The organism is Nonomuraea turkmeniaca (assembly GCF_005889735.1).
In the GTDB taxonomy this organism is placed as follows: Bacteria; Actinomycetota; Actinomycetes; order Streptosporangiales; family Streptosporangiaceae; genus Nonomuraea; species Nonomuraea turkmeniaca.
Genome location: NZ_VCKY01000053.1, coordinates 26,527 through 50,307 on the forward strand (window position 1 = coordinate 26,527; position 23,781 = coordinate 50,307).

General features: G+C 69.3%; 18 protein-coding genes and 1 pseudogene. 9 read left to right on the forward strand and 10 right to left on the reverse strand.

The window, feature by feature from the left end; all coding sequences use genetic code 11:
- Positions 1-63: 63 nt before the first annotated feature.
- The 4 genes from ETD86_RS17845 to ETD86_RS17860 form a co-directional block, all read right to left on the reverse strand.
- Positions 64-1,164 (reverse strand): ABC transporter permease, encoded by a 1,101-nt coding sequence (locus ETD86_RS17845; protein WP_138667284.1) that lies wholly within the window; start codon positions 1,162-1,164, stop codon positions 64-66.
- Complete coding sequence (locus ETD86_RS17850) at positions 1,157-2,824, reverse strand: sugar ABC transporter ATP-binding protein (RefSeq protein WP_211370119.1); 1,668 nt, start codon at positions 2,822-2,824, stop codon at positions 1,157-1,159. Before ETD86_RS17850 ends, ETD86_RS17845 begins: the two co-directional genes overlap by 8 nt.
- Positions 2,821-3,858 carry an ABC transporter substrate-binding protein gene (locus ETD86_RS17855; RefSeq protein ID WP_138667285.1) on the reverse strand — a complete coding sequence of 346 codons (1,038 nt, stop codon included), beginning with the start codon at positions 3,856-3,858 and terminating at the stop codon, positions 2,821-2,823. The genes ETD86_RS17850 and ETD86_RS17855 overlap by 4 nt, the downstream gene beginning before the upstream one ends.
- Before the next feature lie 325 nt (positions 3,859-4,183).
- The gene (locus tag ETD86_RS17860; protein WP_138667286.1) at positions 4,184-7,912 is read right to left on the reverse strand and encodes an nSTAND1 domain-containing NTPase; all 3,729 of its coding nucleotides are present in this window, start codon (positions 7,910-7,912) and stop codon (positions 4,184-4,186) included.
- A gap of 744 nt (positions 7,913-8,656) precedes the next feature.
- On the opposite strand from ETD86_RS17860, the gene ETD86_RS17865 reads away from it, so the two are divergent.
- Positions 8,657-9,358: a tetratricopeptide repeat protein gene (locus ETD86_RS17865; RefSeq protein ID WP_138667287.1), complete on the forward strand. Its 702-nt coding sequence runs from the start codon at positions 8,657-8,659 to the stop codon at positions 9,356-9,358.
- A 164-nt stretch (positions 9,359-9,522) separates the two neighbouring features.
- On the opposite strand, the gene ETD86_RS17870 is transcribed toward ETD86_RS17865, so the two are convergent.
- Positions 9,523-9,870, reverse strand: coding sequence for a nitroreductase family deazaflavin-dependent oxidoreductase (locus ETD86_RS17870; RefSeq protein ID WP_246147975.1), 348 nt, complete (start codon positions 9,868-9,870; stop codon positions 9,523-9,525).
- Positions 9,871-10,060: 190 nt separating this feature from the next.
- Here ETD86_RS17870 and ETD86_RS17875 point away from each other — a divergent pair, with 190 nt between their 5' ends.
- Positions 10,061-10,696, forward strand: coding sequence for a TetR/AcrR family transcriptional regulator (locus tag ETD86_RS17875; RefSeq protein WP_138667289.1), 636 nt, complete (start codon positions 10,061-10,063; stop codon positions 10,694-10,696).
- Positions 10,693-10,839: a hypothetical protein gene (locus ETD86_RS57015; protein WP_211370120.1), complete on the forward strand. Its 147-nt coding sequence runs from the start codon at positions 10,693-10,695 to the stop codon at positions 10,837-10,839. Before ETD86_RS17875 ends, ETD86_RS57015 begins: the two co-directional genes overlap by 4 nt.
- Positions 10,840-10,851: 12 nt before the next feature.
- Here the strand turns inward: ETD86_RS57015 and ETD86_RS17885 are convergent, their stop codons facing one another.
- Both ETD86_RS17885 and ETD86_RS17890 read right to left on the reverse strand, forming a co-directional pair.
- Positions 10,852-11,316 (reverse strand): helix-turn-helix transcriptional regulator, encoded by a 465-nt coding sequence (locus ETD86_RS17885; RefSeq protein WP_138667290.1) that lies wholly within the window; start codon positions 11,314-11,316, stop codon positions 10,852-10,854.
- 196 nt (positions 11,317-11,512) lie between these two features.
- On the reverse strand, positions 11,513-11,923 hold the full coding sequence (locus tag ETD86_RS17890) for a VOC family protein (RefSeq protein WP_138667291.1): 411 nt from the start codon (positions 11,921-11,923) through the stop codon (positions 11,513-11,515).
- Positions 11,924-12,326: 403 nt separating this feature from the next.
- On the opposite strand from ETD86_RS17890, the gene ETD86_RS17895 reads away from it, so the two are divergent.
- The gene (locus ETD86_RS17895) at positions 12,327-12,941 is read left to right on the forward strand and encodes a DUF2975 domain-containing protein (RefSeq protein ID WP_138667292.1); all 615 of its coding nucleotides are present in this window, start codon (positions 12,327-12,329) and stop codon (positions 12,939-12,941) included.
- Positions 12,941-13,159: a helix-turn-helix domain-containing protein gene (locus tag ETD86_RS17900; protein ID WP_138667293.1), complete on the forward strand. Its 219-nt coding sequence runs from the start codon at positions 12,941-12,943 to the stop codon at positions 13,157-13,159. Before ETD86_RS17895 ends, ETD86_RS17900 begins: the two co-directional genes overlap by 1 nt.
- A gap of 162 nt (positions 13,160-13,321) precedes the next feature.
- Here the strand turns inward: ETD86_RS17900 and ETD86_RS17905 are convergent, their stop codons facing one another.
- Both ETD86_RS17905 and ETD86_RS17910 read right to left on the reverse strand, forming a co-directional pair.
- Positions 13,322-18,841 (reverse strand): ATP-binding protein, encoded by a 5,520-nt coding sequence (locus ETD86_RS17905; protein WP_138667294.1) that lies wholly within the window; start codon positions 18,839-18,841, stop codon positions 13,322-13,324.
- Positions 18,842-19,223: 382 nt separating this feature from the next.
- Positions 19,224-20,063 (reverse strand): hypothetical protein, encoded by an 840-nt coding sequence (locus ETD86_RS17910; RefSeq protein WP_138667295.1) that lies wholly within the window; start codon positions 20,061-20,063, stop codon positions 19,224-19,226.
- A 327-nt stretch (positions 20,064-20,390) separates the two neighbouring features.
- Between ETD86_RS17910 and ETD86_RS17915 the strand changes: the two are divergent.
- Positions 20,391-20,690: pseudogene (locus ETD86_RS17915) on the forward strand (VOC family protein); the annotation flags it as partial.
- A 74-nt stretch (positions 20,691-20,764) separates the two neighbouring features.
- Here the strand turns inward: ETD86_RS17915 and ETD86_RS55190 are convergent.
- Positions 20,765-21,076, reverse strand: coding sequence for a hypothetical protein (locus tag ETD86_RS55190; RefSeq protein ID WP_170223133.1), 312 nt, complete (start codon positions 21,074-21,076; stop codon positions 20,765-20,767).
- Between ETD86_RS55190 and ETD86_RS17920 the strand changes: the two genes are divergently transcribed.
- From ETD86_RS17920 to ETD86_RS17930, 3 genes are all read left to right on the forward strand, one after another.
- Positions 21,060-22,076 carry a calcium-binding protein gene (locus ETD86_RS17920; RefSeq protein WP_170223134.1) on the forward strand — a complete coding sequence of 339 codons (1,017 nt, stop codon included), beginning with the start codon at positions 21,060-21,062 and terminating at the stop codon, positions 22,074-22,076. The genes ETD86_RS55190 and ETD86_RS17920 overlap by 17 nt on opposite strands.
- Before the next feature lie 443 nt (positions 22,077-22,519).
- Entirely contained in the window at positions 22,520-23,038 is a 519-nt protein-coding gene (locus ETD86_RS17925; RefSeq protein ID WP_138667297.1) for an RNA polymerase sigma factor, read from the forward strand.
- Positions 23,035-23,520 (forward strand): hypothetical protein, encoded by a 486-nt coding sequence (locus ETD86_RS17930; RefSeq protein ID WP_246147976.1) that lies wholly within the window; start codon positions 23,035-23,037, stop codon positions 23,518-23,520. Before ETD86_RS17925 ends, ETD86_RS17930 begins: the two co-directional genes overlap by 4 nt.
- Positions 23,521-23,781: the final 261 nt, after the last annotated feature.

The following is a 23,781-nucleotide window of genomic DNA, read 5'->3' on the forward strand; positions in this document are numbered from 1 at the left end:
ACTCGAGCACGTTCGTGATCATCCCCACGTCGGGAGCCTGGTCATTCGGCGCGGACGCCCGTGTCAACCGCCGCTTGCGGCCGACCGCCTGGTGTTCAGCTGGTCGAATCCGACCGCGACGAGGATGAGCACGCCGATGGCGATCTGGAGGTAGAAGGCGTTGATCGCCAGGAGGTTGCCGCCGTTGTTGAGCACGCCCATGATGAGCGCTCCGGTGGCGGCGCCGATCGCGCTGCCTTTCGCGCCGAAGAGGCTGGCGCCGCCGATGACGCAGGCGGCGATCGCGCTGAGCTCGAAGCCGGTGCCGGCGGTGGGGATTCCTGCTCCCAGCCGGGAGGCGAGCAGCACCCCGCCGAGACCGGCGAGCAGGCCCGAGATCATGTAGACCGAGATCGTCACCATGCGGACGGGGACGCCCGCGAGACGGGCCGATTCCGGGTTCGAGCCGACGGCGTAGATGTAGCGGCCGAAGACGGTCCGGGTGAGCACGAACCACATCACGGCGGTGACCACGGCGGCGATGATGAGGAGGTTGGGGACTCCCAGGACCGTGCCGTTGGCGATGACCTGGAATGCCTCCGGTACGCCCTGAATGGTCTGGGCGTCGGTGCTGACCAGGACCATTCCGCGGGCGATGCCGAGCATGCCCAAGGTCGCGATGAACGGCGGTAGCAGGGCACGGGTCACCAACAGGCCGTTGACGATCCCGAGCGCCGTGCCGATCCCCACTCCGAGCAGGATCGACGGCAGGATCGGCACGCCTGCGACCAGGAGCTGCGCGGTGGAGGCGCCTGACAGGCCGAGGATCGACCCGACCGACAGGTCGATCCCCGCTGTCAGGATGACCAGGAGCTGGCCGACCGCGATGATCCCGAAGATGGCGACCTGACGGGCGAGGTTGGACAGGTTGTTGCCGGTGAGGAACTCGTCGCTGGCGAGTGTGAGGGCGCCGATCGCCACGAGCAGCACGACGAGCCCACCGCTCTCCCGTCCAGCGATGTCTCCCAGCGTGATGACCCGTCGCCTCGGCTCGCCCTTCGGCTCGAGCGCCTGCCGGGGCTGCGGCACCGTCTCCAGTGCCGACGCATCGTCCGTCTCGCCGCCGGGGGGCCTGTTCGTGATAGTGGTGGTCTCGATCGGCTCGCGCCAGATCAGCTTAGGCATCGCGGCTCACCCCTCCTGGGTCGTCTGGCGTCGGTGGAGGCGTCGATGGAGGCGTCGGTGGAGGCGTCGGTGGAATCGTCGGTGGAATCGTGCGCTCAGAGGCCGGGACCTCGTCCGAGAGCGATGGGCCACCGTCCGGACTCCCGTCTTCGGCGGCGGGCTCGGCGCCTCCGCTACCGCTCGCCAGGCGGAGCACGTCCTCCTCGGTGGCGGATCCGGGAAGCTCGCCCGCGACTGCCCCGTCGCGCAGCACGAGGATACGATCGGCGAGCCCCAGCAGCTCCGGCAGGTACGACGAGACCACGATGATCCCCAGCCCGCTCGCCGCCAGGTCCCCGATGACGGTGTAGAGCTCGCCCTTGGCCCCGACGTCGATGCCCTTCGTGGGCTCGTCGAACATCAGTACCTTCGGCTTGGTGAGCAACCATCGGGCGAGCAGCACCTTCTGCTGGTTGCCGCCGGACAGTGTCGACACCGGCTGGTCGTAGGAACCGGCACGCAGCCGCAGGCTGTCGAGCAGCCGGTCCGCCTCCTCGACCTGTTCGCGGCCGGGCAGAAGACCACGGCGGGAGCCGCTGCGCAGGCTCGCGATGGTGACGTTCTCCCGGATCGACAGCTCCGGCAGCAGTCCCAGCACCTTGCGATCCTCGGTGAGGAGCCCTACCCCGGCGTTCATCATCGCGCATGGTCCTGACGGTTTCACCGGCTTGCCCCCGACCTCCAGCTGGCCGGCCACGATGGGAGCGGCGCCGAAGATGGACAGCAGCAACCCGCTCCGTCCCGCTCCCAGCAGCCCTCCGATGCCGAGGATCTCCCCGCTCCCGACGTGGAGGTCGATGCTCGGCGAGCGGTCGAACCGGCGCAGCCCCCGGACACGCAGCGCGGGCGTTCCTGCCTGCCGGTGGGTCTCCGGATAGAGAGAGCTGATCTCCCGGCCGACCATGGCGGTGATCAGCCGGTCCTCGTCGTAGTCGCTGATCGGCCCGGCCTCGGACAGACTCCCGTCCCGCAGGACGGTCACCCAGTCGCCGATCTCGAACATCTCCTCAAGCCGGTGGGTCACGTAGAGCATCGCCATACCGCGCTCGCGCAGCCGCAGGATGTGCTGGAGGAGTCGCTCGGACTCCGCCTCGGTGAGCGCCGTGGTGGGCTCGTCGAAGACGATCACTTTGACGGAGTCCGCGGTCAGCACCTTGGCGATCTCCACGAGCTGGCGCGTGGCGGCCGGGAGCCGTTCCACGATCGCCTGCGGGCTGAGATCCGTCAGGCCGACCTCGTCGAGCGCCTTCCTGGCGCGGTTCTGCAGCCGGCTCCTGGCGATGATCCCGGTACGCGCCGGGAGGCGGCCCATGAACAGGTTCTCCGCGACCGACAGGTGGGGCAGCAGGCTGAGCTCCTGGTAGACGGCCTGGACGCCGGCCGCGCGCACGGATGCGGGGCTCGGCGCGGTGACCGGCCGACCGTCGATCTCGTAGCTGCCGCTGTCCCGCCGCAGCGCACCCGTCAGTACCTTGATCAGGGTCGACTTGCCGGCGCCGTTCTCCCCGGCGAGGCAGTTCACCTGGCCGGGGACCAGGCCGAGCGAGACGTCGCTGAGGGCCTGGACGGGGCCGAAGGCCTTGGAGACGCCGTGCAGTTCGACGACTGGACGGACCATCATTCCGCCTTCATCGTGGGCGGGTTCAGCAGCTGCTTCACATCGGGCTCTGTCATGTTCCTCTTGTCGGCCACGACCGCTCCAGGATCGATGTCACGTGGCGGGATGCGCTGGACCGTGGCCATCCCGGCCGCCAGGACACCCTGGTAACCGAAGAAGTAGGGGTTCTGCACCACCAGCGCGTCGATGGTGCCTGCGGCCAGCGCCGCGTTCTCCTGCGGGTCGGAGTCGAACGCCACGACGGGGACGGTCTCGGTGGCGCGGTTGTCCTGGATCGCCCGAGCCGCGCCGACACCTGAGGTGTTGTTGTCAGCGAACACGCCCGCCAGGTCCGGGTTGGCGGTCAGCGCATCGTTGACCTGCGCCGCCGCGGTGTTGATGTCGTTGTTGTTGTAGCGCTGCAGCGCCACCTTGACCTGTGGGCAGTTGTTCGCGATGCCCTGCTTGAAGCCGGCGTCCCGATCGACGAGTGACTGGATGCCGGCCACCGAAGACTCGATCATGACACTGCCGCTCGTCTTGTTCTGCGCCTTGAGCAGCTCGCACATGCGCTTGCCCGCCTGCGTCCCGGCCTTGACGTTGTCGGTGCCGATGAACCCCTCCGAGTCCGTGGTAACGCGGCTGTCCACGGTGATGACCTTGAGACCCGCCTTGCGGGCCCGGTCGATCGCCGAGTTCAGGGCGCTGGAGGAGTTGGGTGCGATGACCAGCCCGTCAACGCCCCGGGAGATGGAGTTCTCCACCAGTTGCACCTGCTGGTCGATGTTCGTCTCGGACGTCGGACCGAAGGTGCTCACGTTGAGACCGAAATCCGCGCCCGACTGCTTCGCCCCAGCGATCATCGTCTGCCAGAACGAGGAGTCGCTCGCCTTGATGATCACGTCGATCTTCTTGCCGCTCGCCGCGCCGCCCGAGCCGCCGCCCGTTGCCTGCCCGGCCGAACTCGTCGCCCGGCCACCCACCACTCCGAGCACCAGCGCCACCAGCGCGATGGCCGCGACCAGCGAGAGCGAGAAGACGATACGAGAACGAGCCATGACGGCCTCCTGAAGGATGTCTCAGACGGCAGTCACGCTCGGTCGTGTCTCTTGAGCCTGATGATGGACAAGCGCCAACGGCGGTGAGGTGCGGCCCCCGGAGAACTCCTCATTCAACAAGGACGCAAACAGTCGGTCTCTTCCAGCAAAGCCCGGCAAGTTACTGGTTGGAAACTAACAAAGAGAAAAGAACTCATTACTCACATCTGCCACCCACTACAACAGCGCCGGAGAAGGAGCGGTTTCAGCGACTCTGCGGCTTACGTCGGCGGTGCGGGTGATGTCGGCCTTCAGTTGGTCCCCGCCCGTCCGACGCCGGGCATCGTCAGTGGCAGGTCTTTTGATAGGCCAGTTCTGGGATGTGTTGTCGCCACTCGGCAGGAGACAGGCCGCCGTCCCGGTGACAGATCACGGCGGTGGCGGTGCCGGGATCGACGGTGATCTCCCGTAAGGCCCCGTCGGTGGATGAGACGAGGAGAGCGGTCCGGTTGAAGGCCACGGCCGGTACGGACCGGGTGTTGAAGCTGATCGGTGAGGCGATCCGCTGATATCCCCGCCAGTCCCATAGCTGGATGCCGAACTCGCCTTCGCCGGCGACGGTGGCGAGGAGTCCGCCCTGCGGGTAAGGGACAAGAGCGCTGATCGATGCCGTGTGCGCGATCTGCGGCGGGGCCAGGGGCCTGCGCAACTCCCTGTCCCAGAACGTCAAACGTCCGTCCATGTCGCCGATCGCGGCCCTGTTCTCGATGAGGAGAATCTCTCCCGCGGCGCGGGCGTCGGATGGGTGCTGGAGCATCTCTCCAGTGGTGGTGTCGACCAGGATTCGCCCCTTGCCGGATCCGTCGACGAGCAACCGGCGCCCGTCCGGCTCGAAGAGCAGAACCCCTGATCCCGCACCGGAGACGGTGCGGATCCATCGTGTGGCTCTCACGTCCCACAACTCCAGGTCGTCGAACTCCAGGCCGTCGACCGCCTCTTCGGTGTCTGGGTTCGCGCTGAGGGGGGCGACCGCGACGGTTCTGCCGTCGGGGGAGAAGGCCACGGACAAGACTCCGACGGCTCCCTGTCTCCGGACGCGCAATGCGCCGATGTTGCGGCCGTTCGCGGCGTCCCACAAGGTCACCACGGGGGACGCGGTGTGGGTGAGCGCGAGCGTGCGCCCATCGGGGCTGAACACCGGGGAGTACGCCGTCTCCGTAGGGTCCTTTTCGGGGAGATCGTCGACGGGTAGCGGGCCGCTCACGGGTTTCCGCGCGGCGACATCCCAAATGCGCACCTCCGGCCTGCCCTTTCGGTGATTCGCCGTCACCAGGAAGCGGCCGTCAGGGCTGAACAGCCGCTTGGCGCTCCCCGGAGCGAGCACCTCAGAACGGGTGTAGGGGGATATGTCCAGGACGTTCACCGTGCCGAACTGGCCGATCACCCGGAGAACCCGGCCATCCGGCGAGATACGGGGATCGGCTCCCACAACTCCGGAGAGAACCGAGGAGCTCATCAACAGTGTGCCGTCGTCCACCCGCCACAGGAGCACCCATCCCCCACCCCGCGTCCCGGCCAGGAACCGGCCGTCGGGGCTGAACTCCACACGTTCCGCAGGCGGAAGCAGGGGGCTCAGGACCTCCTTGCCCGAGGAGATTTCCCACAGCCGGACACCGTCGTCGGTCGAGACGGCCAGGCGTTTCCCGTCTGGACTGAACACGCCTTCCGTGGCGGTTTCCGGTAGCCAGGGGGCCCGGAGCGGCTTGCGCTGCTCGATGTCCCAGAGCTCCACCCTCCGCCCGGAGTTCGCCCTGCTGCCGGGGGCCGACGGGGTGCTCGTGGATTCCTTGGCCTTCGCCGGGATGACCAGGGCCAGCCGGCCGTCCGGGCTGATGGCACTGACCGGTTGGTCGAGCACGCGTGTCTGGTCCGCGATGCTCAAGGCTTCGTTCGTCCCATCGCGGACCCCGAGGAGAAAGCGCCCGTCCGGGCTGAACTTCGTGGGGTCGAGGTGGGGGAATGCCACGCCGAGGTCCGTCAGGCCTCCGGCGCCGACGGTCCACAGCTGTGCGTTGGTCCCGTCGTCCACCGCCAGAGTACGGCCGTCAGGACTCCACACCACTTCCGAGACACGTTGCCCCGTCCATCTCGCGCTCGCGACCTCCTTCTTCGTGGCCAGGTCAAGCACGCGCAGTGCGCCCGGCTCGACCGCCGTACCGGGTGTGTAGACGGCCAGCATGGTGCCATCCACGCTGAGCCCATGCACCAGGTCCGTCGCGCTGTACGGGGCGGTGACCACGTCTGCCAAGGGGAGCGCCATCGAGTTGATCAGCTCGCTCTTGGCCTCGGGGACCTGGGCGATCCGCCAGGCCGCGGCGCTCAATCGGCGAGCCAGCTTCGGGTCGCTCATCCGCAGGACGTCCGCGCGCCTGGCGGCCAGCCGGGCCGTCGCCTCCTCCAGCCGATCGTCGGCCAGGCCGGCCTGCCGGATGGCGACTCCCGCCGCGACCATGGAGGCGACCAGCAAGACCACCAGAACGGCCGAGACGGCGACCCGCCTCTGGGACGTGCGCCGGGCCAGTGCCGCGCTTGCGTCAACGAAGGTCCGTTCCAGGGGTGTGAGGTCGTCGCGGTTCCCCGGCTCGATGAACAGTTTGTCGACGACGGCCAGGCGGGCCCCCCGGTAGAGGAGCCCGGCATCCCGGCCATGCGCCTCCCATGCTTTGGCCGCGTCGGTCAACTGCCGATGGGCGCGCAGGCGATCGCGTCCTTCGTCCACCCATCCACGCAGTCGCGGCCACGACTCGATCAAGGCCTCGTGCGCGAGCTCCACGGTGTCCTGGTGCAGCGTGAGCAGCCTGGCCCTGGCCAGGTGCTCGATGACCAGGGCGGTGTCCGACTCCTCGTACGGGTCCAGCTCGGCCCGGGCGGCGGGACGGCGGGTGTCCTGGGCCTGCTCGCCCGGATTGATCAGCCTGAGCAGGATCCGCCGGGCGATGCTCGCCTGTGCCGGCGACAGGCCGGCATAGAGCTCCTCCGCGGTATGGCTGATCGCCCCGTGAACTCTGCCCACGCTCTCGTAGGCGTCCAAGGTCAGCATCTTCCCCGTACGGCGGCGCCAGACCTCCCGCAGCGCGTGCGACATCAGTGGAAGCGCCCCGGGCTCGTCGGCGACGTCGGCGAGGATCGCGGTCGTCAGTGCTCGCTCCACGGTCAAGCCCTCGGCCATGGCCGGCCGGACGATCGCCTCTCTGAGCTCTTCCTGGTTCATCGGCCCCACCAGCAGGTTGGCCTCGCGCAGGGCTCCGGTGAGCTCGCGGTGCTCGGCGCATCGCCCGTAGAAGTCGGCGCGCACCGCTATGACCACCTTTATCTGGCTGTGCGGTTGCCGCGCGTTGAGCAGCAGGTCGATGAACTGCCCCCGCTCGGGCTGGTCCTGGCAGAGCGTGAACACCTCCTCGAACTGGTCGACCACGATCAGCGTGTCGGAGTCGCCCTCGCCCGGGAGGAGTTGGTCGGCGTGCCGCATCGGGTGCTCGCCTGGTGTGAGTATCCGGCTCTGCCCGAAGGATTCGCCGGTGGGCGTCGTCTCCCCGCGTGCGGCAGGCACGAGCCCGGCGCGCAACAGGGACGACTTGCCACTGCCCGAAGGGCCGAACACCGCGGCGAAACGATGCCGTCGAAGCAGCTCGTGCAATTCCTCGACGAGCCGATCCCGTCCGAAGAAATGTCCGGAATCCTGCGTGTCGTAGGGGGCCAGGCCAAGGTACGGTCCGGCGGCACCGTCATCGTCCGCCCGCTCGCGGGCCACTTCATGAGCGACCTGCTGCCAGCGGCGCTCCCATTCGGAGACGTCTCCGCCGCATGTTTCCACGAAGGCGAGAACGACGGGCAGTGAAGCCAGCCGCTCACCTGCCGCCGCCTGCGACAGCGTGGTGACCGAATAGCCGGCACGCTTGGCCATGGCCCGATAGGTGAGGCCGCCCGCTTCCTGACGCAGCTTGCGTAACTCGGAGGCAAAGCGTTGGACCGGTCCCGCTGCCGGATCCACCGGACTTTCACGACGGCCCACCACCGTTACGGGACTCCATTCACCAGACGACGAAGACGGTTCAGACGTGCCCGCTGATTACATCAAACTGTTGACTCCCCGCTCGCCGATCGCGTGCGTTGCAGGCCTGAATGCCGGTCGGCGTCAGGACCGCCGCCACTGGCTGGGGAGGCGCGGACGTGAGCCATGCGCCGAGAAAGCATTGTTTGCCTGCCTGATGAGGGGTGCCGAACAATCTTGCCGCCACGATCCTGGTGCCGCGGGGCTCGGCGGGCAAGCGCCACGGGGACCGCTTGCCACTGGGAACCGCCGGGACGGTCACACGGACGTGTGACCTGTCCCGGCCTGCTCGCCGATCGGGCTCGGCGACCGCTGATGATCGCGGCCAGTCCCGTGATCCCGTACCCGTTGATCGGCCACCCTGCGAAGGGACATCCGTGCGCACGAGCTTCAAGACCGCCGAATTCGGAGGACAGATGAACCGAGCAACCCGTCACTCGTGGCGTGGGGCGACAAGGCATAACGCCATGAGACGCGGCATCTCTCTTCTGGGGCTCGTAACCGCCGCGACCGTGGCCTTCGCCACGGTGACCGCGGCGCCCGCCGTGGCCGCCTCACCGCAGGTCTGCACGAACTATGGCTGCGCGCCGGCGATGCCATCCCCCTCGACCGGGCCGACGACAACCCAGTGCGCGTAGGGAACCAGCGCCTTTCAGCAAAGAGCGGCACCGCAGCGGTTGCCGCCTGATGTCGATGGAGAGATGAGCTGTGGCGGAAGTCCCGGACGAGGGCGACGGGAGCAGGCGGGCTCGGTCGCTCATGGAATCGGTGCATCTCGGGGAGCTGGACCGCGCGGCCGACGCCCTGAGCGCCGAGCGAGAGGCCATCGCCCTCTACCGACGCCTGGCCGCGGTCTCCCCCGAGCTCTACCTGCCTGAGCTCGCCACCTGCCTGACCAGTCTCGGCGTGACCCTCTCCGAGCTCGACCGGCCTGGCGAGGCGTTGAACGCTGAGCAGGAAGTGGTAGCTCTCTACCGGCGCCTGGCCGCGGCCTCCCCCGGCCGTTACCTGGCCGACCTCGCCGATGCCCTCATCAACCTTGGGACGACTCTGGCGGAGCTGGACCGGCCGGCCGAGGCCCTGAGCGCCGAGCAGGAAGCGGTAGCCGTCTACCGCGGCCTGGCCGCGGCCTCCCCCGGCCGCTACCTGGCCGACCTCGCAGAGGTGCTCGCCGACCTCGGCGTGACCCTGACCGAACGCGGCCTGCCGGCCGAAGCGCTGCCCCTGGCGGAAGAGGCGGTCACCATTCGCCGGGAACTGGCCGCGGCCTCCCCTGAGCGGCACCGCGCCGGTCTCGCCCATTCCCTGGCCGGCCTCGGCGTCGTCCTCTCGGCGCTCGGCCGCGACGAAGAGGCACGTCGATCGCGGCCGGCTACCGGCGGTGTGGACTCCTCACCGCCACAGCGGTAGCCGCGGCGGCTTCCATGATGGCGCCGATCGAGATCCGCGATCCGGCTGAACGGACAGAAATCGTTGGATCGAAGATTTGGCGAACGACACTCTGCGGGACGTCGATGCTGTCCTCAGTGCGATGTTCGTAACGGTGGTGGAGGCTCCGCGCTGGACGTCGGTCGTCAGCCTGCGACCAGGTCCATACGGAGGAACTCGGTGATGCGGAGCAACCTCGGTGGGCGTGCCACCTCATCGGAGAGGGACCGGAACGCCTCATCTTCCCCGACGAGGCGTGGGGCGGCGAGTTCCACCTCCCTCCCCTCGGCCCGGAGCCGCGCACCGCCGGCCGCGAGGACGTTCTGCACCCAGTCCGAGCCCGATCCGTACACCAGAACGAACAGGTAGCCGCCGTCGACAGGGTACGCATCGAGCGGCGTGCGGAACGTCGCGCCAGAGATGCGACCGACGTGAGTCAGCACCGGCCACTTCCCGCCCGCGATCGCGCGGGGGTTGAACACGCGCTTGTTCACGTGCCCCCACCACCTCGGCATCGGCATCGAGATCTCCTCTCGCCCGGAGGGGCGCGTCGTGAAACAGACACACTTACACCCGTAAGGCTGACTTACACATGTAAGATTGTCAACCCACCCGTACTCTGGAGCCGTCGTGCCACTGCCATCACCACCGAAACCACCACGGCAACCGCTCAGCAAAGGACGCGTGCTGGAAGCCGCGATCCGGGTCGCGGATCGGGGCGGCGTGGAGGCGATCACAATGCGACGGGTGGCGCAGGAACTGGGCGTGGAGGCGATGTCGCTCTACCACCACGTACCGAACAAGGACGCAATCCTCGACGGCGTGGTGGATGTGGTGTTCGCGGCGATCAAGCTGCCCAGTGCGGAGTGCGGCGATTGGCGGGACGCGATCCGAGCACGCGCTTCCTCCGCTCGTGCGGTCCTGTCGCAGCACGTATGGGCTCTCGGTCTCATGGACTCCCGTCGCAACCCGGGACCGGCGACGCTACGCCACCACGACGCCGTCCTCGGCGTCCTCCGGGAGGCGGGGTTCACGCTGCCCATGGCCGCGCACGCTGTCTCGCTCATCGACAGCTACATCAGCGGGTACGTCCTCCAGGAGGCGAGCCTGCCGATGAAGACGCCGGACGATGTCGAGGAAGTGGCCGGAGGCATCCTCGAGCACCTGCCGGCGGACGAGTTGCCGTACCTCACGGAGATGATCGTCGAGCACGCCCTGCAGCCGGGCTACGACCACACACGCGAGTTCGGCTACGGCCTGGAGCTGATTCTGGACGCGCTCGAAGCACGCAGGAGGCAGAGCCCCGACATCGCCACGTGAGACTCACCTTGTCGTGGGCGAACTACTTCACCGACGCAGAACGGGGCGCGCTGGAGCTCGTGGAGACCGTCCTCACCCCGAACCCGTCCGGGTCGGTGTCTGATCCGGCATCACTGCCGAGCATGGGCCGGTGCCGTCCATAGGGACGACGTCCGTCACGCTGGTTGCAGCTCGGCGACCGGCGCTTCTCGATTCCTGACCGGCCTGGTCACCTGTTTCGCCACGCACGACGGCATGCCCGCCGCGGTGCCCGCGGCGCGGCGCTGGTAGGCGCTGGGCGGCATGCCGACCAGCTCGGTGAAGCGGGTGCTGAAGGTGCCCAGCGACGAGCAGCCGACCGCGAAGCAGACCTCGGTGACGCTGAGGTCGCCACGGCGCAGCAGCGCCATCGCGCGCTCGATGCGACGTGTCATCAGATAGGCGTACGGCGACTCGCCGTAGGCGAGCCGGAACTGCCGGCTGAGGTGCCCGGCCGACATGTGCGCGCTGTGAGCGAGCGCCTCGACGTTCAGCGGCTGCGCGTACTCCCGGTCGATCCGGTCACGGACGCGGCGCAGTCGCGCAAGGTCGTTCCGGCGCTGTGCCTCTGTACGTGCGCGCCCCCATGCGGGATGACACATGAGAGAACTCCTTTCATCGATGCGCGAGCACCTGGGCTACATAGCGAGGTGCTCGCCGGTGGGGGCGAGGTCAGCTGGTGTGCCCTCGAAGAGGACGCCCCGGCCGCCGTCGAGGGTGAGTCGAGGACAGGGGCCTGGAAGCGCCGGCCGCCGCATTCTCCGCCGCGGCCAAGGGCCAAATCGATTACTGAACGGCTCAGCGAACCTCCTGGATGCGGACCAGGTTGCCCGCGGGATCGCGGAAGGCGCAGTCGCGAACGCCGTACGGCTGCTCCGTCGGCTCCTGGACGACCTCGGCGTCGCCGGCCTGCAGTTGCTCGAAGGTGCTGTCGAGGTCCCGGGTGGCCAGCAGGATCCAGCCGTAGGTGCCCTTGGCCATCATCTCGGTGATGGTGCGGCGCTCGTCCTCGGTGATGCCGGGGTCGGCGGCCGGCGGCGCGAGGAGGATGGACGTGCCGGGCTGGTCGGCAGGGCCTACCGTGATCCAGCGCATCTTGCCGTGTCCGACGTCGCTGCGTACCTCGAAGCCGAGGGTGTCGCGGTAGAAGGCCAGGGCGGCGTCCGGGTCGTCGTGCGGAAGGAAGCTCGTATGAATGGTGATGTCCATGTCCGTCACGTTATCCACGGCTCGGTGACCAGTGCTTCTCGAATCCTGATCAGTCCGGCCACCTGTTCACTAAGATCCCCCTCGGCCGCCTCCCAGGTACAGGTATCGCCGCTGACCGTGCAACGGTGCCGGGACCTTCCAGCCACTGCGCGGGAGTGAGTGCCGTGGACGAACCTCAGGTGTCCACCGCCTCGGTGTGCAGGCGGTGGAAGCGTCGGTCCGCCTCGGCGGTCAGCTCCGGTCCCAGTGGCTTTCGATCAGTTCGTTGATCGACTTGGTGGACCATCCCACGAAGCTCTGCCACCCGCGCCCGCCTTGGCCCCGCGGCGAGACAAGCTTGCCCGCTCTCCCCTTATCGTTTATCGTTGTTATCGAAAATCGATATCCTGACTAGGGAGCGGCCGTGGCCAGACCGCAGGCAAGCATCCGCATCCTCGAACTGACCGTGTGGCTGGGGCTCGGTGTCGCTCTGATCGGGCTCGTGCTCAGCCTCTACGCCGTCTTCAGCGAGTCCAGGACCAACACGCGTTACGTCTCCGTCAACCCCTACGCGACCGCCACCACCGCTGACGATCCGGCGCCCACGCCCACCGGCCCGCCGGGCACGGTCAGCCTCGTCGAGCCCGCTTTCCACGCCACGCTGACCATCGCCAAGCCGAGCCCTTGGCAGAGCTTCCTTCTGATCCTGCCCGAGCTACTGCTCATGCTGGTGCTCTGCGCCGTCGCGGTGTTCCTCCTGCTGCTGTTGCGCAGCTTCCGCGAGGGTGATCCCTTCACGCCGAAGAACGCGAGAAGGCTCTCCGCGATCGGCATACTCCTGCTCTGCGTCGCGGCGATCCCAGGGGTGGACCAGTGGATCCTGCAAGCACTGGTCTCCGGCACCCCGCTGCAAGGAGCGGCCCTGCACGCCGCGGAGGATTACAACTGGGCATGGATCGTCGGCTTCGGTGTCCTGGCCCTGGCCGAATTCTTCCGCCAGGGCAGCCGGCTTCGCCACGACGTCCAGGGCCTGGTCTGATGCCGCCAGAAGACGACCACCACATCACCGTCCACCTGGAGAAGCTGCTGGCCGAGCGTGGGCTGACCCTGACCGAGCTCGCCGACCGGGTCGGCGTGACGATCGTGAACCTGTCGATACTGAAGAACGGGCGTGCGCGGGCGATCCGCTTCTCCACGCTCTCCGCGCTCTGCCGCGAGCTGGACTGCCAGCCCGGCGACCTCCTCCACCACGGGTAGCGCGCCGACACGCACGTGAATGGTTCGCCCGCCGTCCCGGCCCCGGGTCGTGAACCTCGCCACCGGCTATTCCGTCCACGACAGCCACTCGGCTGGGTTCTCCATCATCTTCCGATGTCCGTCCCCCCATACCGACAGCACCCGCCTGCCTGCCGCGCCTGATCACGACCCAGCAGACGTTCGCCGCATCATTGCGCGCTCGATCGCCTCGATGATCCGCGGCCGCAGCTCGGCGGCGCTGATGATCGCGTCCACCGAGCCGACCTCGACCGCGCGCTGGATGCTGTGCACCCGGTCGAACTCGGCGGCGACCTGCCCCAGCTTCTCCGCCCGGACGGCGGACTGCACCTCGGCGAGCTGGACGTGCAGCGCCGCCCGCTCGGCACCGCTGGCTGCCGAGACCTGTGTCTGCAGCTCGGTCACCCTCGGGTCGGTCGCGGTGCGGTTGTTCACCTCGCCCGAGAACACCACGGCAGCCGCCGGGGCGCCGCCGAGCACCGAGGCGAACGAGCCCTCCAGCGCCAGCACGGTCATGTTCGGGTTGAGCGCCTTGGAGAACACCACGAACGCGCCGCCGTGGTAGCGGGAGATCACGCAGAACACGATCGGCCCGTCGAAGTTGACGATCGCCCGGCCGATCTCCGCGCCGTACTCCAGCTGAAGCTTGCGCATCGACTCCGGAGAGCCATCGAACCCGGACAGATTCGCCAGCACCACCAGCGGCCGATTGCCGGACGCCGAGTTGATCGCCCGTGCGGTCTTCTTCGACGACCGCGGGAACAGCGTGCCCGCGGTGTAGGTGTCCGGCCCGTCAGTGGGTGGGAAGCCGCGCCGCGGCACCGACCGCGACTCGATGCCGATCAGGCAGACCGGCCAACCGCCGATGTGAACGTCCTGCACCGCGGACGTCTCCGCGTCAGCCATGCCTGCCCAGCGCTCCAGGACCGGGTGGTCCTGGTCGGACAGGGCCCGCATCACCGTGCGGATGTCGAACGGCTTCTTGCGGTCGGGGTTGTGCTCGGCCGAGAAGATCTGGCCGACGGTGGTGAAGTCGCTGCCGGCGATCGCGTGCGGGAACTCGGAGACGTCGCGGTCGACCGGGTCGGCGGTGCGGGCCGGCCGCGGCGCCGTCTCGCCGGGCACGACGTAGGTGTGGTCGTAGTGCGCCATCAGCACGTCGCGGGCGGCCGGCAGGTTGGGCGCCCAGTATTGTGCCTGGCCGTTCGGCCCCATGACGCGGTCGTAGCCGCCAATTCCGAAGTTGTCCTCGGCCGACACCCCACCGGAGAAGTCCAGCGACTGCTTGCCGGTGAGCACCATCGCCGAGTCCGGCGTCATCACCAGGATGCCCTTGGTGTGCATGAGCATCGTCGCTTCGGCGTTCCAGTAAGGCTGGGCGCCGACGGTGATGCCGGCGACCACGATGTTGATCTCGCCACCGTCCTGGGTGAACGTGACGATCCGCTTGAGGGCGGCCGCGACCCAGTCCATGTTCTCGGTGCCCGAGGTCATCGAGATCCGCGCGCCCGCCGACAACGCGAACCACTCCAAGGGGACCCGCATCCGCTCGGCGAGGTCGAGCGCGGCGATCACCCGCGAGCACTCCGGCTCCGACAGCGCGCCCAGTGCCTTCGTCGGGTCGCCGAGCAGGACCACGCGGGTGACGCCTTCGGGGTGCCGCTCGGTCGGCGTCGTGACGACGCCCGCGACGATCGCCGCGGAGTTCTTCCCCTTCGGCCGGTCCACCGGCACGAGCACGCCATGGTCGTCGAGGTCGTGCTCGACGAAGCCGCCTTCCGGCCCGGCGAGCAGGCTGGTCAGCTCGTACGGGTAGACGTTCCCGCGCCGGGCCGCGCGCAGCACCTTCTGGCGGTAGTCGTCCAGCGGCTGCACCGGCTCCGTCGACGGCTTGCCGACGTGCAGGCTCGCGCCGTTGCCCGGGTCGAGGGTGATCCGTACGGAGACCTCGCTCAGCTCGCCGGCGGCGTTGCGCTGGCGGGCCACGAACTGGACCTCCTCCAGCCCCGCGCCCGCTGTGGTCGGCAGGATGCGATGGACCAGCGCGTTCAGCTCGTCGGTGGTCAGCTCGGTCGACGGCCAGACGTACATCATGATGCGGTTGGTGTCGAACCGCTTGTTCTGGGGTCGCTGCGCCTGGATGTTGCGGATCGCGTCCAGACCGGCGGTGAGCGCGTCCTCCACCGCGGGCAGCGCGACCAACCTGCCGTCGGCCTCACGCAGCGGCGTCAGGTCCCGGACCTGACCCATCGCGATGAGCCGCTCGTCGGCCGGGTTGCTCTTCGCGACGGCCTTGAAGAGGTAGACCTCCTCGTCCGCGGACGGCAGCCGGGTGAGGTCGAAATGGCGCAGCCGCTGCAGCTGCAGGCGCTGTGCGATCTGCGGGTGCAGGCCGCGGATCAGCCGGTCCTCTGCCAAGCCCGCGCCACGAGCTCCGTCGGGCCGGAAGGTGAAGTGGTGGTGTATCACGGCGCCACTGGTGCCGGCGACGATGACGGTGATCCGGCGGACGCCCGCGGGCAGCGCGTGCTCGGCGAGGAGCTGGCCGAGCCGCACCGCCATCGCATCGGCGTCCGGCTGGCCCTCCCACGTGACATAGAGGTCGGCGACCAGCCCTTGCTCGGCGACGTCGGCGGCGTCGGCGGCGAACGTGCCGACCGCGCCGACGGCGTCGGGCAGGGCGGCGATGTCGGCGGCGGTGGCGACCACGCGGGTCACCCCGTCCGGGCCGGTGTGCTCGGCGGTGACGAACCGGCAGCCGGCGGCGTCGACCGCGGTGACGTCGGCGAGCCCGCGGTTGCCGTAGTAGCGGCGGGTCAGCACCTCCAGCAGCGGCGCGTGGTCGCGGCCGGGCCGCCCGATCCGCTGACCGATCAGCCGGACCAGCGGCTCGGCGCAGGCCACCATGACCTGGATCCGCTCGGCGCGGTCCGGCGCGTCCGGGTTGCGGTCCAGGTAACGCAGCTCGTTGCGCACGGCGGCGTAGACCTTGGCGCGGTTGCGGCGCAGCAGCGGCTGGGCGAACCAGCGGAACACCACGCCGCGGGCCAGGTCGGACACTGTGGGGAAGCGCACCTGAGTGGCCTCGACGAGGTGCTCGAGGGCGAGCCCGGCGCGCTCGCTGAGTGGCTCGAGCGGCGGCGCGCCGGCCAGCCACTGGCGCAGCAGCTGCGACACGATCGCGACGCCGGTGCTCATCCGCTGCTGGGCCAGGAAGATCCGGAAGACCGCGGCCTCCAGCTCCGGCGTGCGGTCGAGGCCGGCGATGCCGTGGTGGGCGAGGACCTTGCCGAGCTTGGCCTGGAAACTTTCTGCAACGCCGGCGCGCTCGACGTCGAGGCTCTGCAGGTAGCTGTGGAAGAACTCGCGCGGGCTGTGCACCTGGCTGTCCGGCTCCACGTCGAGCTCATCGCCCGGCTTGTTGCGGCTCAGCTCGGACAGGTCGGCGAACACGGTGAGCAGGTCCAGCTCGCCCTCGATCGGCGGCTCGCTCAGCTCGGCGCGTGCGGCCAGGTAGGCCGGCAGCACCCGCTCGCGGTCGTGCGGGTCGGCGTCGAAGCCGAGCAGCGGGCTGCGCAGGTCCTGCAGGCCGCGTTCGACGCGCTCGGCCGCGGATCCCCCCGCGGGCTCCGCGGGCAGCACGATCTCGACCGTTCCGGCGGGCGAGTCCGCCTCGTCGGCCCCCTCGTCGGGCAGCGGCTCCAGCCGCATCAGCGGCGCCCCGGTCTCCACCTGGCTGCCCACCGACACCGGGCACTCACGGACGCGGGCGCGGAACGGCGCGCGCAGCACCGTCTCCATCTTCATGCTCTCCAGCACCAGGATCGGCACGCCCGACTCGACCTCGTCACCGACTGACAGGGGTGTCGCGACCACCAGCGCGGGTGCGGGAGAGCGGACGACACCACCCTCGTCGCGGCTGATCCGGTGCGTCACGCCGTCGACCTCGACCAGGTGGATGGGCCCGTGCGTGGCCGACACCAGCCGGAAGCGGCGGCCGTTGACCACGATCTGGCCGCTGTGCGCGTCGAACCGCTCGACCTCGACGTCCGCCGAGTGCACGTCACCGCCTGCGGAGATGCCGACGCGGAACCGTCTGTGCCCGACCCGCGCCACGCTCACCCGGTAGCCGACGCCGCGGAGCTTGAGGTCCAGTGGGCGGCCCGAGTCGTGCTGCACTTGCGGGCGCCCGCCGTGCGCGGTGGACAGCAGCCGCTGGATGCTGATTTCTTCCTCGTCCTGGTAGGCCTCGATCGCGGCGGCGGCCAGGGCGATCGCGGAGTGCCGGTGGTTGACCAGGCGGCCCGCGGCGCGTACACGGTCGATCCAGCCGGTGTCGGCGCTCGCGTCGATCACCTCGCGCTGGTCGAGCAGGTCGAGCACGAAGCTCTTGTTGGTGGCGCCGCCCTCGATGATCACTGTGGTCTCGGCCATCGCGCGGCGCAGCCGGCCGAGCGCCTGCGCGCGGTCACGACCATAGGCGATGATCTTCGCGATCATCGAGTCGAAGTCGGCCGGGATGATGTCGCCCTCGCTGACGCCGGTGTCCACGCGGATGCCGGGCCCGGTGGGCAGCACCAGGCGGGCGATGCGGCCCGGGGCGGGCGCGAAGTCACGGTCGGGGTCCTCGGCGTTGAGCCGGGCTTCGACGGCGTGGCCGGCCTCGCCCGGCAGGGGGCCTTCCAGCTTCCCGCCGTTCGCCACGTGCAACTGCAGCCGGACCAGGTCGGTGCCGGTAGTGATCTCGGTGATCGGGTGCTCGACCTGCAGCCGCGTGTTGACCTCGAGGAAGGCGAACAGCTTCTCGCCTGGGTGGTAGAGGAACTCGACGGTGCAGGCGCCGCGGTAGCCGACGGCCACGGCGAGCCGCTCGGCCGACGCCTTCAGCTCGGCGGTCTGCTCGATCGACAGGACCGGCGAGGCGGACTCCTCGATGATCTTCTGGTTGCGCCGCTGCACCGAGCAGTCCCGGACGCCCAGCGCCCACGCGGTGCCCTGCCCGTCGGCGATGACCTGGACCTCGACGTGCCGGGCGCCGGTGACCAGGCGCTCGAGGAAGACCACGCCGGAGCCGAACGCGCGCAGCGCCTCCAGGCTGGTGCGCTCGTAGGCGTCGGTCAGGCCCTCCTTCGAAGCGACCATGCGGATGCCACGCCCGCCGCCGCCCGCGGTCGCCTTGAGCATCAGTGGGTAGCCGATCTCGTCTCCGGCGCGCAACGCGTCCTCAAGGGTCGCGACCTCGCCGCGACTCCACGGCGCGACCGGGACGCCGACCTCCTCGGCGATGAGCTTGGCGCCGATCTTGTCGCCGAGCTTGCGCATCGCCTCCGCGCTCGGCCCGACGAAGGTGACGCCGATCTTCTCGCACAACTCGGCGAACGCCGGGTCCTCGGCGACGAACCCCCAGCCGACCCACGCGGCGTCGGCCCCGGTCTCCGTCAGCGCCTGCTCCAGGACGGCGTGGTCGAGGTACGGCCGGGCCGAGGCGGGGCCCAGCGAGTAGGCGATGTCCGCTTCTCGGACGAAGGTCGCGTTGCGGTCGGCGTCTGTGTAGAGGGCGACCGTCTCGATCCGCGCCCCGGTCTCCGCCGAAAGATCTCGGACGGCATGGATGAGCCGCATCGCGGCCTCTCCACGGTTGACGATGGCGACACGACTGAACACCGGCTGAGCCTCCCAATACCTACGCGCAGAAGGCGACGTCCGGGTTCCGGAGCGTCGCCTGCACCTATTTCAACCCTGCTCGATTGCCGGCAGATACACCAATGTCCGCATCGCTCATGGCTGGGCTGCTGCGTTGTGGGGATCCCACAAAAGGAGCGACCCGACCACACCTCCCAGCCGCCGTTTCACGCAAGGTCTGCCACAAACATGAGGCTATCGTCCGGGAGAGGGGGCGGTGCCAGGCGACGATCGCGCCTCTGTGACCCCGATGGCGCTGAACAGGGCGCGGATCGCCGCTGAGCCCGCCGAAGACCGCTACCCGTACCCGATCTCGCCGAGGTCGAATGCGACGTCGGCCAGCCGAACCGTCCGCACCTCCGGGTCATCGAGGAGCTTGCGCAGGTCGGCGAGTTGCCGATCGGCGTCTGGACGGCAGATCGACGCGCACCCGGCCGTGGCGCACGCGCAGGGTGGGGGCGCACAGTTTCGCCTCCGGCGCCACGGTCGGCGGCAGGGCGATCGGCAGCAGGTGCCAGGCCCAGTCCCTGGCGGAGGCGGGGCAGGCGGTCAGGGGCAGCTTCACCCGCAGCCGGGCGCAGTGCTCGCCGGTGCGCTCCAGGGTGGCCAGTTGCCGGTCGGCCGCGGCCAGCACGATCTGCGCCGCACACGCCGGAGGCCCCTCCAGCTCGGTCAGATCCACCGGCAGCACGCCGTCCTGCGCATCGCGGTAGGCGCGGATCTGCCGGCTGCGATTGCGGATCTCCGCCGCGCCCACCCCATCCGGCAACACCGCCCGCAACGCCGCCCATTCGGCGTCGGTGCGCCTGCCCGCATCGCGCGGCCAGGCCGCCAGGATCGCCGCCACCAGCTCGCGGCGGTGCAAAGCCAGCCGCAACAGGCGGGCAGCCTGCTCTTGGGCGCAGCGCAGCACCCGATCGCAGACATGCACGCCCGGGGCCGGGGTTACACTCCAGCCCAGCCTCCGCAGGGCCATCCAGCCCTTGGCCGGCAACGCCCGCCCGTCCAGCCCCACCCCGCACGCCAGCGCGTCCAGATCCGCCGCACTCCACCGGCCGGCCACGATCTCGGCCGTCAGGTCCCGCGCCAGACCGGTCAGCCAGGCCACCCGCTGGGCCAGCAGCGGCTGCGGGACGACCTGACCTGTCTGCTCCACGATCGCGCCATGGGCAGTGCAGGTCGCCGTCGCGGTGAGCTTGCTCATGCATCCACCCCCGCCCCGGCTCCGGCTTTCACGGTCAGTGACCAAAAGACTACCAACACTTGGCCCTGCCGGGTAGAACATGTGAACGATTTGATGCCCGCCTCGCCCTTACCTGCCTGGCCAGAACCGGCCCGTTACGTCGCGGGCGTGCAAGGCTCGGGGTTCTCACGAGGCAACCAGATCGGCGGGGCGTCTCACTGACGCGCACTGGCCTGGCAAAGTGATCCTGCCCCCGAGGCCTGGCCGTCACCGCCAACCCGAACGAGCGCCACCATGAGATCAGTGCAGACACCTAGGTTTTCATAGCGAATATGACGAGCAGTCCAAACCCTGCGGCGGCCGGGGCCGCTGTCGTACGAGCTCGCGCTCCTCGACTACCGGCACCCGACGCTGCCCGAGGGATATCGCGCTCCTGTGCAGGGGTTGCTGCTCAACTTCGAGGTGGAGGACGTGGATGCCGAGTGGGAACGGCTCGTCGCGGGGGAAGGGCTGCGACCCGAGCTCGAGCTGCGCAGCGAGGACTTCGGGCAGCGGCACTTCGTCGTGGCCGACCCCAACGGCGTCCTGATCGACGTCATCACCCCCATCGCACCCTCTGAGGAGTACGCCGGCCAGTACGTGTGCTGAACCAGAGCCGGTTAACGCGCAGGTGTGGAGCAGGCTGTCCGGGGCTGGATCGCTGACGGACAACACCAGACCGATCAACGGAGACCAGGCGATGGATCCGTGATCCACTGCAAAACGATCGACGGTGTGGCGCGACTTCGTATCCGTTTAGTGATGTTAAGACTGCTAATTGTGACAGAAGGATATGAGGCAACGACCGCGCAACACCACACATACGTCGCAAACCATTCGAAGGCGGCGGGATCCGCCGGATCGGGGCGCCTGCCCAGGTCGATCGCCGCAGCCGGGTTGGTCAGCGTCCTCACAACGGCGATGATCGCTTGTTCCGGGATGGCCGCCGCCAGGGTGCAGCCGCCGACATGCTTCGGCGTGCCGGCCACGATCATCGCGGCACCCAACACGCCCACCAGCGGAACCCCGGGCCCGGATGTGATCGTCGGAACCGCGGGTGCGGATGTCATCGACGGGCAGCTGGGCAACGACCTGATCTGCGGCATGGCCGGAGACGACATTCTCGCCGGCGGACTGGGCAACGACCAGCTCGACGGCGGTATCGGCGATGACGGCGTGCACGGCGACATGTTCCGTTCGGCCGGGAACGCCTCCGGTAGCGGCAACGACCGCCTGGTGGGCGGCGACGGCAACGACCTCATGAACGGCGACAGCTACGCCCCCAACGGCACCGCCACGGGCGGTGGGAACGACGGCCTGTACGGTGGCGACGGCAATGACCTCATGACGGGCGACAGCCGGGGGCGCAGCGCATCCGGTGGCGGTAGGGACCGTTTGGACGGCGGCGCCGACAGCGGCACCGGGGATGAACACCTGGTAGGCGACTCCGGCTCAACTGTCGGCGACGCCGCGGGCGCCGGGGACGACATCATCTTGGGTGGGCCTGGCCTCGAACTCCTGATCGGTGACAGTAACGCTGCCCAGAACGCGAGCGGAAACGGCGGGGACGACCTCCTGGACGTGGGCGCTGACGGCGGCTTCGCGGCGATCGGGGACCACAACATCAATGACCCCGCAGGCGGGAGGGCGATCGGCTCGGGCAATGACCGGATCATCGGCGGTAGCGCGGATGATTTTCTCGTCGGCGACAGCGCCGTTGTGGATGCCACCGTCACCAGCGCCGGCCGGGATGTGATCTCCGGCCGTGCGGGCAACGATTCACTGTTCGGCGACAACACCGACTTCAACGTCACCATGACCGTCGGGACGGCAGGCGGCAACGACCTCCTCGACGGTGGCGACGGTATTGACACGCTCAGGGCAGGCCCTCACAACGACTACCTCGATGGCGGCCCCGATGCCCCGGACGACTGCGATGGGGAGGCGGGCGTCGACATCGCAGCCCGCTGCGAGATCGTCTCGAACGTGCCCTAGTAGGGTCTGCGGCAAGCGTTGATGGTGCCCCTGGCAAGCGAGGAGACGTGCCCCGGGCGGGGGAGTGCGGCATGAACGGCCCGGGCTCCGGTCAGGTGGATCTCCGCCGCGGGCGGTCCGGATGCGCCACATACGTCAGCACACGAGCCCATGGCGAATTTCAGGCGCAGGACTCTAGGTGGTGTCGCGCCGGCGGTTGGTGATGGGCAGGCGGCGGTCCCGGCCGAAGTCGGGCGGCCACCTGCTCCAGCGTGGCGATCGAGGCGTCCGCGAGGGGGAGCGGAGCGCCGGATCCTCCACGGGACAGCCGGTGAGGAACATCTGAGTGAACAGAACCAGGTGCGCGCCGGTTTATCGTCAATATGACCATAACTGGGCGGCCTGGGCTGTGCGTGAACCTGATCGGTTTGTTCTCCGACTGTGCAGGGTGACAGGAGGACGAGATGACCGATGAGCTGCTGGTGGTGCGGGCCCAACTGGGTGAGCGCGCGGCCGTGGCCGAGCTGGTGGCGCGCTGGCAGGCGCCGGTGTGGACGTACGTGCGGCGCATGCTGGATGCCGGGCGGGCTGACGACGTCACCCAGGAGATCTGGCTGGCCGTGATCCGTGGGCTGCCGCGGCTGCGGGAGCCCGGCCGGTTCGCGCCCTGGCTGTTCACGATCGCCCGCCGGTCGGTGACGGACCGGCTGCGCAGCGAGTACGCCGAGGAAACGGCCGAGCTGGGCGATCTCGCTGTCGACGACCCGGTCGAGGCCATGGTGGATCGTGCCGACCTGGTGAGCGCCCTGTCGGGCCTGCCGGTGCTGGAGCGGGAGATCCTCGTCCTGTTCTACCTGGAGGACCTGTCGGTGGAGGACTGTGCGCAGATCTGCCAGGTCCCCGTCGGCACGGTCAAGTCCAGGCTCAACCGAGCCCGTCGTCTGCTGCGTCAGCATCTGGAGGAGAAGGGATACCGGCCATGACCGAAGAAGAGCCGCGCCTGTCGGCTGAGGAGATGATCGACCGGCTGGAGTCGTCGCTGTCGCCGGGAAGGCGGGTGCGGGCGGTGGCGGCGCTGGTGGTGGGGCTTGCCGGTGCGGTGTTCGTGGCCGCGCTGTGGGGGAGTGAGCCGGGGCCGCTGCCGGGCCGTACTCATCTGGCGTTCGCGCTGTTCACAGTGTTCTGCCTGACGTGGGCCGGCTACGGCGGGTGGCTGGTGACGCGCCGGGTGCCGCTGTTCGCGACCGATCGGGTGATCGCGGGCTGGATCGGCCTGGTGGCCTCCACCGTCACGACCGCGGTCCTGGCCGTCGTCGCCGTCCAGCGTGGCGCCGGGCTGGGGCTCGTGCTGGTGGCCGGAGGGCTCTTCGCCGGGGTGGCGCTGGTGCTGGTCGTACGGGCCCATGCCCGCCGAGCCGCGCTGCTGCGCCGCAAGCGTGAGCTGACCGGAGGGGCGGAGGAGTGAACGCGCCAAGCGGCTACTGCCGTGGCTGGAAGCGGTGTGCCCGTTCCGTCCCTCGGACGCGCCGCCCGCGCTGCCACGCCGCAGTGTGCCGCTGGCGCAGGTCCCGCCCGTGCGGCCGGCCGTCAGGCCCACCTGGTAGGAGCCAACGCCCGACGGCACGCCAGAGCCGGTTTCTCAATGAGCCGAACCTGCGCGATCCCCATGCCACGACCGCCACAGAGCCGCGTACGTCCCCCCGGCCGCCACCAGCTCCTCATGCCC

What these genes read in the sequence shown, in the direction of transcription:
- ETD86_RS55190 (WP_170223133.1), bottom strand. Translation starts at nt 21,076, where the DNA reads ATGATCGTGGCCGGCACGCCGAAGCATGTCGGCGGCTGCACCCTGGCG.
- ETD86_RS17850 (WP_211370119.1), bottom strand. Translation starts at nt 2,824, where the DNA reads ATGATGGTCCGTCCAGTCGTCGAACTGCACGGCGTCTCCAAGGCCTTC.
- ETD86_RS17885 (WP_138667290.1), bottom strand. Translation starts at nt 11,316, where the DNA reads ATGTGTCATCCCGCATGGGGGCGCGCACGTACAGAGGCACAGCGCCGG.
- ETD86_RS17925 (WP_138667297.1), top strand. Translation starts at nt 22,520, where the DNA reads ATGACCGATGAGCTGCTGGTGGTGCGGGCCCAACTGGGTGAGCGCGCG.
- ETD86_RS17910 (WP_138667295.1), bottom strand. Translation starts at nt 20,063, where the DNA reads ATGAGCAAGCTCACCGCGACGGCGACCTGCACTGCCCATGGCGCGATC.
- ETD86_RS17845 (WP_138667284.1), bottom strand. Translation starts at nt 1,164, where the DNA reads ATGCCTAAGCTGATCTGGCGCGAGCCGATCGAGACCACCACTATCACG.
- ETD86_RS17855 (WP_138667285.1), bottom strand. Translation starts at nt 3,858, where the DNA reads ATGGCTCGTTCTCGTATCGTCTTCTCGCTCTCGCTGGTCGCGGCCATC.
- ETD86_RS17900 (WP_138667293.1), top strand. Translation starts at nt 12,941, where the DNA reads ATGCCGCCAGAAGACGACCACCACATCACCGTCCACCTGGAGAAGCTG.
- ETD86_RS17930 (WP_246147976.1), top strand. Translation starts at nt 23,035, where the DNA reads ATGACCGAAGAAGAGCCGCGCCTGTCGGCTGAGGAGATGATCGACCGG.
- ETD86_RS17890 (WP_138667291.1), bottom strand. Translation starts at nt 11,923, where the DNA reads ATGGACATCACCATTCATACGAGCTTCCTTCCGCACGACGACCCGGAC.